The organism is Bacillus smithii, from assembly GCF_001050115.1.
GTDB lineage: Bacteria > Bacillota > Bacilli > Bacillales > DSM-4216 > Bacillus_O > Bacillus_O smithii.
Genome location: NZ_CP012024.1, coordinates 2776587 through 2789053, shown reverse-complemented (window position 1 = coordinate 2789053; position 12467 = coordinate 2776587). Strand labels below are relative to the sequence as shown.

At 38.6% G+C, this 12467-nt stretch carries 7 protein-coding genes and 1 pseudogene; all 8 read left to right on the top strand.

Annotated elements, in window-relative coordinates; genetic code table 11:
• The first annotated feature begins 309 nt into the window (after positions 1-309).
• The 8 genes and pseudogenes from BSM4216_RS13105 to BSM4216_RS13070 all read left to right on the top strand — a co-directional run bounded on the left by BSM4216_RS13105 (position 310) and on the right by BSM4216_RS13070 (position 11524).
• Positions 310-1671: an IS4 family transposase gene (locus BSM4216_RS13105; protein ID WP_003353499.1), complete on the top strand. Its 1362-nt coding sequence runs from the start codon at positions 310-312 to the stop codon at positions 1669-1671.
• 43 nt (positions 1672-1714) lie between these two features.
• The gene (locus tag BSM4216_RS13100; RefSeq protein WP_048624529.1) at positions 1715-2110 is read left to right on the top strand and encodes an aminoacyl-tRNA deacylase; all 396 of its coding nucleotides are present in this window, start codon (positions 1715-1717) and stop codon (positions 2108-2110) included.
• A 144-nt stretch (positions 2111-2254) separates the two neighbouring features.
• Positions 2255-2413: pseudogene (locus tag BSM4216_RS13095) on the top strand (aldo/keto reductase); the annotation flags it as partial.
• Positions 2414-3274: 861 nt separating this feature from the next.
• On the top strand, positions 3275-5413 hold the full coding sequence (locus tag BSM4216_RS13090) for a sigma 54-interacting transcriptional regulator (protein WP_048623980.1): 2139 nt from the start codon (positions 3275-3277) through the stop codon (positions 5411-5413).
• 342 nt (positions 5414-5755) lie between these two features.
• Entirely contained in the window at positions 5756-6700 is a 945-nt protein-coding gene (speB, locus tag BSM4216_RS13085) for an agmatinase (RefSeq protein WP_048623979.1), read from the top strand.
• A 406-nt stretch (positions 6701-7106) separates the two neighbouring features.
• Complete coding sequence (locus BSM4216_RS13080) at positions 7107-8453, top strand: APC family permease (RefSeq protein ID WP_048623978.1); 1347 nt, start codon at positions 7107-7109, stop codon at positions 8451-8453.
• 191 nt (positions 8454-8644) lie between these two features.
• A complete protein-coding gene (locus BSM4216_RS13075) occupies positions 8645-10117 on the top strand; it encodes an aldehyde dehydrogenase family protein (protein WP_048623977.1) in 1473 nt (490 codons plus the stop codon).
• A 30-nt stretch (positions 10118-10147) separates the two neighbouring features.
• On the top strand, positions 10148-11524 hold the full coding sequence (locus BSM4216_RS13070) for a putrescine aminotransferase (RefSeq protein WP_048623976.1): 1377 nt from the start codon (positions 10148-10150) through the stop codon (positions 11522-11524).
• The last annotated feature ends 943 nt before the right edge of the window (positions 11525-12467 follow it).

The following is a 12467-nucleotide window of genomic DNA, read 5'->3' as shown; positions in this document are numbered from 1 at the left end:
TTCTTGTTGTTTCTTAATTTGTATAGGGAAATTGGGATTAGTATTTGAAGTAAGGTATTGGAAAGTCTCTTATGATTGATTGGATTTTAGGAACACCTGAAAGGGGGGGCATCCACGATTGGAAAATTTAATAACTCAACTTTCGCAGTGAAAAATTTATGAATAATCCTTGATTTGATAGGTTTCTTTGGGTATCTCATATTCACTTGACACTGAAAAAATTCGTCTAAAAAACAAAAAGACACCTCTTTCTTTTGGTAAACTATTGGTGACCAAACCAAAAACCAAAGAAAGAAAGGTGTCACCATTATGATAACGAAAAAAGAGTATTTTGCGCAATTACCAAAAGAAATAAAAGACGGATTTTCTGAATTACAAATTGGTAATCATTTAAGAAAAGCAGGAATTATCAAGGCTTGTGGTTATTCTTGTTTATCGATTTTTCAACTATTATTTCTTCTTGTTTTTCAATACAGAAACTGGTACCACGCCTTACAAAGCAAAAAGGCTGCCGATTTACCAGGAAAAGATACCATTTATCGTTTTTTGAACTCGTCTACGTATAACTGGAGAACCTTTTTACTATCTCTGAGCTCCGAAGTGATTCGTCGTGTGAAACAAACGATTTCGAAGCGCCGTGTTACCGTGTTTATTGTAGACGATTCGATTTATTCTCGTAACCGTAGTAAATCGGTTGAGCTTCTAGCTAAAGTATTCGATCATTCCACTCGTCAGTTTGTCAATGGTTTTCAACTATTAACGCTCGGATGGTCCGATGGCTTTACATTTGTACCTATCGATTTCGCTCTTTTGAGTTCAGCGAACCAAAAGAATCGCTTGAACGAAATCCATTCGTCCATTGATAAACGAACCACAGGCTACAAACGACGGCTCGAGGCATTGGAAGCAAAACCAAACATGGTGTTGAAATTAGTAGAACATGCATTGGATAAAGGAATTTTCGCTGATTATGTGCTCATGGATACATGGTTTACTCATGCCCCGTTGGTGGAGAAGATTCACTCCAAAGGCCTTTTTGTCATTGGTATGGTCAAACAGCTGAAACAACGGTATCTTTTCAACGGAGAACGTTTAACCTTGGAACAACTGTATCGAAAAGCGAAACGAGACATTGGCAAAAAAGAAACACTCGGCTCGATTCACGCAACCCTTCATACGGGTTTACCAGTGAAAATCGTGTTTGTGCGGAATCGAAACAACCAAAGTGAATGGCTAGCCATTTTGAGTACAGATACCACGCTGTCTAATGAAGAAATCGTTCGAATCTATGGGATGCGTTGGGACATTGAAACCTTTTTTAAATTCAGTAAATCGTTTTTACATTTAGCCAAAGAGTTTCAAGGTCGTTCCTATGACATGATGATTAGCCATACTACCATTGTCTTCACTCGGTATATCTTGATTGCTTGGCAACTTCGGAAAGAAGAGGATCCGAAGACCATGGGCAACTTATTCTTGTTTCTATGTGACGAAGTAAAGGAGATGGACTTTAAAACGGCTTTACTACAATTGATTTCTCTTTTCCAAACTTTGGCTGAAGCTAAGGTTTATTTGAGTATGGACATTTTTCAGTGTCAACTGTCCAATTGGATTACTTCTTTACCTCGTTATATCAAGGACTGTCTCCATATTTCTGTGTGCGAAAGTTGAGTTAATAACTTTTTTGCAAGAAAATGAAGTTCAATTTGAAATTATGTATCACGAAAATCCAATCCGTACAGCACAGGAAGGCGCTGCATATTTTGGAATTGAAATAGGTCAAACAGCACCAACATTGATTCTTAAGTATGAAAAAGGTTATTTTGCGATGATTATTTCTGGAGGTCGTCGGCGTGTAAATTTAGAAGAAGTCTCAGAAATTCTGGGATGTAATCAACTAAAATTGGCAAAACCAAAAGAAATCAAGCAAATAACTGGATACACTGTTGGCAGTGTTCCTTTAGTAGGCCTTTCAATGCCTTGTATTTTAGATAGAAATATTTTTCGTTACCCATTTATTTATGGCGGAACAGGAGAACCAACTTCGACACTGAAAATTACTCCAAACGCTTTGGAAAAGCTGAATCAAGTTGTTGCTTTATTGGATTAAATTTAGTTTAAGTAAATCACCCGGTTTCAACGCAATATTTTTGGGGGTTAGATCTTACCTATAAGGAATTGAAACATCACATACATGGTAGGGAGAATACCAGCTACAATTAGTTTAGATCTTTCATATAAGGAATTGAAACAACTTTCACAATTAGCTTTTGCTTGGGTTTTACGTCAATCGAACGTGGCGAGCGCATTAATTGAAGCAAGCAAACCAGAGCAAGTAGAGGAAAACGTAAAAGCTGTGGATGTTCAACTTTCTGATGAAGTCATTGAAAAAATTGAAGAGATTCTTGCATAAGGATCACATTGGATGAGGCGAGCAACGGTTTTGTTTCGGTGTACGTTCGGTACAGAAGGCAAACTCTGAGGTTTGTTATTTGTACCGGATAACGAAGACGCCATTCTTTTAGATTGTCGAAAAGTTGTAGCTTAAAAGATAAGGAGATTTTATTCTCTCCTTAATTCATTAAAAGGCCCATTCATGACCGGTTCACCTCCGGCTGCCTATTTCACCCCTGTTCGTACCTCCTCATTTATTTATTTGATAAAGAACGTCTTTCGTGTGATTCTTGGAAGGATTCGCTTCTCGATCATTCAATTACCATAGAATATTTTCGCTAAATTCATCATGGAGAGATAATTTATAAAACACCCTTTCCGTTTTTCTTATCAAGGCTGCATGTTTACTTCTTTCCGCATTACCGATCGTTCCCATAAACCAAAAACAAAAATCAGATTTTTGTACCATTATGGATTTCAGGCTTGTCTTCTTTCTGTTCATTATAGGCGTCATAATGGTATATAAATTGACATTATAGATAAAGAAAAATGATTATTCTTATTTTGTTTGTCAGAAAATATGTCTGAATAGAAATCTTTTTGCCAAGATAAATCGCTTTTTAACAGATCTTAACGTTTAACCGGTTTTTTTGTGTAATATAATATAACACAAAAGATTGACTAATTAAACGCAAACAAATTAAAATGAATTTAAGTTTAGAAAATTAAGAAAATAATTCAGAGAAGGTTTTCCGTATATTCTCATGGTGTAAATAAGTAATAAAATAGTGGAGTTATAAAACTGACATTCTAATTAATAAAACTGCTTAGCCAATAGAGGACACCATCATTTTAGAATGTTCAAGAGGGGATGAGCGACATGTTCTCGCTTTCTGACAAAAAGATTAAACCTATCGTTTCCGTTTCAATCGATAATCATGTAGAAGATTGGTTCGACATCATTAGAAACTGTCAAGAACCGTTCCTTTTTCTAAAAAAGAAGAATCAATTATTTGCTTATATATATGTTAACGACTTTTTGTTGGACGGGGGACATAATGAGGTCATCACAACAGATGCCATGCTATCTCGTGCCGTCTTGCTAACCAGTGTGTGCAAATTGAGTCAAACCATTTCACTGCCCGTACTCTTCCAAATTATCGGCGAATCCATCGCGCTTGTACAAAACGACAAAGGTGAACCGATTGGCTATATCAGAAGAGAAGATGTTTTAGCGGAATTATTTAAACAAGAAACGAAAAGCGTTGATTTGCTAAAGGTCATCTTGACATCCATTCCAAGAGGGATATTTATTGTTGATCGTGAAAAAAGAATCGTCAATTATAATGAGTCGGCATTAAAGATGATTCGGGCAACTCCGGATAAAGTGCTCAATGTACCAGCAGAGAATATTTTCAACGGAAAACATATCGAAAACGTTTTTGCTACAGGTGAAACTGTGTTAAACCAGTTGCACATTTCAGAGGAGATGAGCGTGCTGGTTGACTACAGTCCGATTATTCATTTTAACAATGAAGTAGACGGAATGGTCATTATTGTTCAAGATTTGCCGATGGTTGAGGAAATGGCCATGGAAATTGAAGACATCAAAAATTTGAATAAAGATTTAAATGCCATTTTGTCCACCATTTATGACGAGATACTTGTTGTCAATCATAAAGGAGAACTCATTCGCTACAGCGATAATGTCATTTCGGAATTTTGGAATGTGGATCTAAAAGAACTTTTAGGTAAAAGTCTATTGGAGTTGGAAAATACAGGTTTGTTCAGCCCGTCGGTAACCAGGCTTGTAATGGAACAAAAGAAAAAAGTATCGGTTGTTCAAGAGACAAAGAACGGAAAGAAAATACTTGCGGTTGGCAACCCGGTTTTCAATGATGACGGGGAAATTTCCAGGATTATCATTGCTTCAAGGGATATTACGGAAACCACTAGACTTAAATCAGAATTACGCGAGATGAAAAAAATATCAGACCAATACAAACGAGAATTGGACAGCATCAAAAGCAAAGATCGATTTTTCAAAAAATTGATTTATTGCAGTCCGAAAATGGAAAAAATTATGAACCATGTAAAAAAGGTCGCTCATTTTTCATCGACCGTGTTGATATACGGAGAGTCAGGAGTAGGAAAAGAAGTCATTGCGCAGGCGATTCATCAGTTAGGAAGCCGTTCGGACAAGCCATTTTTAAAACTGAATTGCGGTGCAATCCCTGAAAACTTGCTTGAAAGCGAATTATTTGGATATACAAAAGGATCATTTACAGGGGCCGATAAAAATGGCAAAAAAGGGTATTTTGTACAAGCCGATGGAGGAATCTTGTTTTTAGATGAAATCGGTGAACTGCCGATGCACCTGCAAGTGAAATTATTGAGAGTTCTTCAGGAGCAAGAGGTCGTCCCGATTGGAAGCACTGCTCCGATCAAAATCAATGTGCAAATTGTCGCAGCTACAAATAAGCGGTTGGAAAAAATGGTTGAAGAAGGGACGTTTCGAGAGGATTTGTTTTATCGTTTAAATGTCATTCCGATTCACGTACCTCCGCTGCGTGAAAGACCTGAAGACATCCCGTTACTGGCATTTCACTTTTTGCAGCAATTAAATGAAAGATATCATAAAAACTATCATTTGACACCTGATGCGCTAAATTTGTTAGAAGCGTATTCATGGCCCGGAAATATACGGGAATTACAAAATATGATTGAACGGTTGGTTGTTTCCGCCGATGACGAAACGATCAATGCTCAATTTGTCAGCAAGTTTTTATCGCTTGGCAATGAATTCAACAAATCAAAGCTGATCATTTCTAAGGTTCTCCCACTTCAAGAGGCTCTGGATTATGTTGAAGAACAGCTAATATTATTGGCAATGAAACAATATAAAACGACGACGAGAGCTGCCAAAGCGCTTGGCATCAGTCAATCTTCCGTTAGCCGTAAATATCAGAAATTTATTAATAAAAAGAAAATGAAAAACGAAAGTATAGCATGGTATTAATCTTCCAAAAGAAGAAGGTTGCGACAAGTTGTTCAAATTTAGAAAAAAGCTAGTCACTTATGATTGAACAGCAGTTTTTAAGCGAAAGGAAGCAAAAATCATGCAAGTGTTGTGAAGTTATGCATTTTTGCATAACTTTTTCATTCAAAAACATTTCTGCGATAGAAATGCATATGTCCGTAGTGTGAAATCAAAAATTTTTCACAAGTATTGGGCGGTTAACTTTGATAAAAAGGTTCGCATCATACAAGTAAGTTTCATATGAAATTAGGAATCTCAATGCTTGGCATGGAAATTGCATAAATTTTGGTATAACTACAATTAATGGAGGAATGAAAACAGATGCAATATCCACTTACACCGGATGTAAAACCTGAGTTTTGCTCGACGGGCTCGTTTATGCGGTTACCCGCTTATCGTGAGAATGCGAAGCTCGCTATTTTAGGAATGCCGTTTGATACGGCTGCATCCTTCCGTGTTGGAGCAAGGTTTGCTCCTCAGGCAATTCGCCAAGCATCCATGACATTGTTTCCTTACCATCCCATCCATAAAGTATATCCTTTCGAAGATACGAACGGCATTGATATTGGTGATGTACCGGTGATTCAACAAAATATTCATAAAAGTTATGAACTCATGGAAAATGCCGTATTAGATCTTATGAAAAAGGGAATCGTTCCGATTGGATTGGGAGGAGATCATTCCATTACTCTCGCAAATTTGCGTGGAGCGGCTAAAATACATGGACCTGTTGCCTTGATACATTTTGATTCTCACACAGATACATGGGATACGTATTATGAAGAGAAATATTGGCATGGCTCGCCGTTTATGCGTGCACATGAAGAGGGACTACTAATACCGGATAAAGTATTTCAAATTGGCATTCGCGGCACACTGAATCATCCAGGAGACATAGGTGCCAGCCTTGAACTTGGATACAACGTGATTACAACCCAGGAGTTGGCTAAACGCGGTGTAAACGATCTCGTTCAAGAGATGAAAGAGACCATCGGGGATACTCCTTGTTTTTTAAGCTTTGATATTGACTTTGTGGATCCTTCGTTTGCGCCGGGAACGGGGACACTCGAAGTAGGTGGTTTTAGCAGCCGTGAGACCCTTGAAATCGTTCGTTCACTTACAGATTTTAACTATGTAGGATTTGATCTCGTAGAATTAATTCCTGCGTACGATCCAACCCAAATCACTGCACTTTTAGCAGCAACGCTTGTACATGATTTTGCAAGTATTGTAGCTTTAAAAGAAAAACGCAAGGCTCAAAATTAACATCAAAAAAGAAGTGCAGGAACGGTTTTCTTCCTCCTATTCCAGATGAATCCATACAATTCCTTAAACATCCTTAAACAATAATCCGCATTATAAATGGTCGGTGTAAAACGGGGTAGTAAGGTACTCCGTTTTTTTATGTTCATTTGATTAAGTATTAAAAGCTGAATAAAGTATGCAGAAATAAATGATTGGAATCAAAAAAAGCTATTCATTTTTTCAGATCTTTTTCACGTAAGGCAGTATGGAGCAATGAATGAATTTTTAATTGTTGGCACGAATATTGCATGATATCTTATGTAATCGGAATTTTCAGAATAAAAAGGTATTCTTTATTAACAGGTTGTTTGTATCGAAACATTGTCGCTAGCCATTTATTTTGAAAACAATAAGGGAGGAATGATACATGGAGAATGATGCACGGTTAAAGCGTACTTTAAAGTTGTGGCAAGTTGTAATGATGGGGTTGGCGTATATGACCCCAATGGTTGTATTTGATACATTTGGTATCGTATCCGGTATAACGGACGGACATGTCCCCACGGCATATATAGTAGCTTTGGCTGTAATGTTATTTACAGCGGCGAGCTACGGAAAGCTGGTGAAAGTTTTTCCCCAAGCAGGGTCAGCTTATACGTATACACAAAAAACGATTAGTCCTCATATTGGTTTTCTTGTCGGATGGTCTTCCTTGCTCGACTACCTATTCTTGCCGATGGTGAACGCATTATTGGCCAAGATTTACCTTTCCGCTCTATTTCCTGAGGTACCGTCTTGGATTTTGGTTGTCGGTTTTGTTGGAATTGTAACTTTTCTTAACTTACGGAGTGTAAATGTGCTGGCTAATTTCAATACGATATTAGTAATGATTCAAATTGCGATCATGATCGTATTTATCATATTGGTGATCAAAGGGCTTCATCAAGGGGAAGGTGCTGGAAAAGTATTAGCCATACAGCCATTTTTTACTGAAGATATGAAATTCACAGCATTGGTAGAAGGAGCGACTGTCCTTTGTTTTTCATTTTTAGGATTTGACGCGGTGACAACACTTTCGGAAGAAACACAAAATGCCTCCAAAACGATCCCGCGTGCCATCTTCCTTACTGCTTTGATCGGAGGGATCATATTTATAACAACATCGTTCTTTATCCAATTGTTTTTTCCTGATATTTCACGGTTCAAACATCCCGGACAAGCGTTGCCGGAAATTGCTCTATATGTCGGCGGAAAACTCTTTCAGTCTGTTTTTTTAGTCATAACATTTGTCAATACCCTTGCCTCAGGCCTCGCCTCCCACGCCAGCGTTTCCCGTCTTTTGTATGTAATGGGCAGAGACAATGTGTTTCCGTCTAAATGGTTTGGATATATCCATCCGCGTTGGAAAACACCTGCTTTTAACGTTGTATTAGTGGGAATTATTTCCTTGTCAGCTATTTTCTTTGACTTGGTGACAGCGACTTCTCTTATTAATTTTGGAGCATTAATCGCTTTTACGTTCGTTAACTTAAGTGTGATCAGTCATTTTGTTATCCGTGAAAAGAAACATAACACACTTAAAGGTTTTATGACTTATCTTGTTTCACCCTTGATAGGAGCAGCGTCGGTTGCCGTCTTATGGGTAAATTTAGAATCAAGTTCGTTCATTATGGGTCTGGTTTGGGCCGCCATTGGATTCTGCTATCTACTATACATCACAAAATTTTTCCGTTCAGCACCACCTCAAATGGAAATGGACGAATTGCAAATGTGACGACAGATACCAAGTACCCGGTATCTGTTTTATGGTTGGGCCTGCGAAAGTATGCACACGTTGCTAATCCTATGCAAAATTGCATAATTTCATGAATTGTATTTAATTGGAATACTCTTTTACACGTATAACGGTCGTCTGGCTATTGTTGGCATAAGTTTTGCATACATTTAAGACGAGGAGGAATGATGATGCTTGATTTAAAAATGTATATCAATGGAGAGTGGAGAGATTCGCGGAATAAGCAAAAGAGAAAAATCATAAATCCGGCAAATGGTGAAATTTTTGCCGAGGCAGCCGAAGGGACAGTGGAAGACACTAAAGAAGCAATCAAGGTGGCGAAAGAAACTTTTGAAAGCGGCATTTGGTCTGAAATGCCTGCATCTGAACGAGCATCCTATTTATTTAAGATCGCGGATAAAATTGATGAGTATTCCGATGAGCTTGTCCATCTTGAAACAACGGACAATGGTAAAACGCTTCGAGAAGCACGTTTTGACGTGGGGGATGCAGCAGCTTGCTTCCGTTACTATGCAGGGTTGATCACTAAGCCGGACGGACAAACGTATCATGTGGCAGACCCAGTGCAAGCGATGGTTGTACGTGAGCCGATCGGTGTATGCGGTTTGATTGTTCCATGGAATTATCCTCTCTTAATGAGTGTTTGGAAAATCGCTCCGGCATTAGCGGCGGGCAATACGATCGTTTTCAAACCGTCTGAAGTGACACCCGTAACTCCAACAAAGTTGTTTGAAATCTTGGAGGAAATTGAGCTGCCTAAAGGCGTTGCCAACTTGGTGTTGGGGGCAGGCCCTGTCGTTGGCAACGAAATTGCAGAAAGTCATGATGTCGACCTTGTGTCCTTCACGGGCGGCACGAAAACCGGGAAACACATCATGAAGGCAGCAGCCGGAAATGTGAAGAAAATCTCTCTGGAATTAGGCGGAAAATCGCCAAACATTATTTTTGCAGATGCGGATTTTGAAACGGCGGTTGATTATGCCTTATTTGGAATTTATTCCGGAGCAGGGCAAGTATGTTCTGCAGGTTCACGCATATTAGTTGAGGAAAGCATTTATGAAAAATTTGTTGAAAGATTTGTCGAACGAGCAAAACAAATCAACGTGGGTCCCGGGGATGATCCTGCTTCTGAAATGGGACCGCTTGTCAGCAAAGAACATATGGAAAAAGTTCTGAAATATATCGAGATTGGAAAAAAAGAAGGGGCTCGTCTCGTTTGTGGCGGAAACCGTATCACAAAGAATGGTTTAAATAAAGGGTTTTTTGTTGAGCCAACCGTATTTATCGATGTAAAACCCGATATGCGGATCGTACAGGAAGAAATTTTCGGCCCGGTTGTTGTTATTCAAAAATTCAAAGACGAGCGAGAAGCGATTCAACTTGCAAACCATACAGATTACGGACTTGCAGGAGGGGTGTTCACTGTTGACGGTGCAAAAGCATTACGGGTTATTAAAAAGCTCCGAGCAGGCATTACGTGGATCAATACGTATCACCCCACTTATAATGAAGCTCCGTGGGGCGGCTATAAACAAAGTGGAATCGGACGTGGACTCGGGACATACGGACTGGAAGAATTCCAGGAAATTAAACAAATCAACATTAATTTACAAGTTGAACCCATTGGCTGGTTTTCTAAATAAGTAAAACAAAACCTAAAAAGGGGAGATAATATGAGTCTAGAAATCGAAAACAATCAAACATTGCAGAAAGAAGTGCCTGTAAGGGAATACATTAAAAAAGTACTGGAGCTTATCGAAAAAGACGAGGTGACGGGCGAAGAAGCCAAGTGGATTACAAAACAAACAGTAGATAACTTTCGTGAACATGTTAATCCGGGATTTCTGGAATACCGCAAAACGGTTACACAAGGTGGACAGTTTGCGGCCGTTGAATGGACGGATGAAGGAAACTGTTTTAAAGATGTAAACGGGAAGAAATATATTGATTGTTTAGGAGGATTTGGGATTTACAATGTTGGACACCGAAATCCGAAAGTGATCAAAGCGGTTACCGATCAACTAAAGCGTCAAGCTCTTCACAGTCAGGATTTACTTGATCCGCTTCGCGCGGTGCTTGCGAAAATCTTAGCTGACATAACGCCCGGAGACTTAAAATACTCATTTTTTACAAACAGCGGAACAGAAAGTGTAGAGGCTGCGTTAAAACTTGCAAAAATGTATAGTGAGCGCTCGACTTTTATATCAACAACGCGGGCGTTCCATGGAAAGAGTCTTGGTTCATTGTCAGGTACCGCCAAAGGCGTGTTTCGAAAGCCATTTTTACCATTAATCCCGGGATTCCGTCATGTGCCGTTTGGCGATATTGACATGATGAGAAAAACATTTGAAACTTGTCACTTAGTAGGAGAAGACGTAGCAGCCGTCATTTTAGAACCGATTCAAGGGGAAGGAGGGATCATTCTTCCTCCTGAAGGCTACTTAAAACAAGTAAGAGAACTATGTGATCAATACGGTGCATTGCTCATTTTCGATGAAGTACAAACAGGAATGGGACGCACCGGGAAAATGTTTGCTGCTGAATTATATGATGTTGTACCGGACATTCTTTGCCTTGCAAAAGCTTTTGGCGGCGGGGTTATGCCGGCAGGAGCAGTTGTGGCTAAAGAAAAAGTATTCAAAAGCTGGTTTCCAAATCCGTTTATGCATACAACTACATTTGGCGGGAATCCGCTTGCATGTGCGGCGGCCATTGCGACCATAGATATTTTGTTAGAAGAAAAATTACCTAAACGCGCAGCCGAAGTCGGTAAGTATTTCTTGCAAGGTCTAAAAGATGCGGCGAAAGGTCATGAAGATAAAGTTCTTGAAATTCGTGGAATCGGATTAATGATCGGTATTGAATTCCATAAAGACGAAGTCGGATATGAAGTGTCTAAAGCAATGTTCGACAAAGGCATTCTTGTGGCCGGAACCCTTGTGAATTCCAAAACCATTCGTATAGAGCCTCCTTTAACGATCAGCTATGAAGAAGTCAACGAAGTTATTAGAGTCTTTAAAGAAGTATTGCCTAATGTAAAAATTAAGTAAAGAAAGCAAGAGAGTTCTTTTCTCATGGTGAAATTATTTTATGGATTATATGCCCTATGGCAGTATATGTGAAGCTTTAAAATAATCCGTGTAGGAAATGGCTGAAATGAACTGATTTTTTACCTCTTCATCATTGATTTGATTCAAACAGAGTTTTGACAATGAGTCAGCTAAAATGGGGCATACTCAACCCCAATCCTTCTTCAACCTGCTACAGACCGACGAGTTTTTGAAACAGTAAATAGAGCGGAAAAGGCGTTGAAAATTTGCAGACAGCACATGAACTGGATTCAAAACTAAGTGTTGGAAGGAGAATTTTCACAGGCTGACTATACAAAGGTTGAAAAAAGAATGGGAACTTTTACTAGAACCTTACGAAAGTTCGGTTATTTTTTACTCCTTCAAACTCAAAAATATCTAGAAGAAACGGGATTCAAAAAAGTATAGAACCTTTACATTGTCGTCGACCTTTTAAGAGGTAAAAAACCCCGGAGATCGACGACATTTTTCATATGTAAGAAAAACCGAGAAAATGAAAGAAAAAGAAAGAAAACTAAAGAAATTTTGATTATTTGCTCCAACTAAAAAAGTTGTTTTTAAAAAACACCGTTTGCTAAAATTCCCTTAAATTCAATCATGTTTGGGGTTTAAATCTTACCTATAAGGAATTGAAACTTGAGAACAACGGTGTCATTACCAATGCAATACGCGTTTAAATCTTACCTATAAGGAATTGAAACATTGTATTGCGGATGTCATTAGCATTGACTTCAGCAGTTTAAATCTTACCTATAAGGAATTGAAACCAGAACTAACTTGAGCTCAACAGAATTTGAAGCCAGGTTTAAATCTTACCTATAAGGAATTGAAACATTTTTGACTTTCCGCAAAATTTGCTACGGTTATGTTTAAATCTTAACTATTAGGAATTGAAACTTCTCCC

Coding starts and splice junctions, on each gene's coding strand:
- BSM4216_RS13105 (WP_003353499.1), top strand. CDS start 310: ATGATAACGAAAAAAGAGTATTTTGCGCAATTACCAAAAGAAATAAAA.
- BSM4216_RS13100 (WP_048624529.1), top strand. CDS start 1,715: ATGTATCACGAAAATCCAATCCGTACAGCACAGGAAGGCGCTGCATAT.
- BSM4216_RS13090 (WP_048623980.1), top strand. CDS start 3,275: ATGTTCTCGCTTTCTGACAAAAAGATTAAACCTATCGTTTCCGTTTCA.
- speB (WP_048623979.1), top strand. CDS start 5,756: ATGCAATATCCACTTACACCGGATGTAAAACCTGAGTTTTGCTCGACG.
- BSM4216_RS13080 (WP_048623978.1), top strand. CDS start 7,107: ATGGAGAATGATGCACGGTTAAAGCGTACTTTAAAGTTGTGGCAAGTT.
- BSM4216_RS13075 (WP_048623977.1), top strand. CDS start 8,645: ATGCTTGATTTAAAAATGTATATCAATGGAGAGTGGAGAGATTCGCGG.
- BSM4216_RS13070 (WP_048623976.1), top strand. CDS start 10,148: ATGAGTCTAGAAATCGAAAACAATCAAACATTGCAGAAAGAAGTGCCT.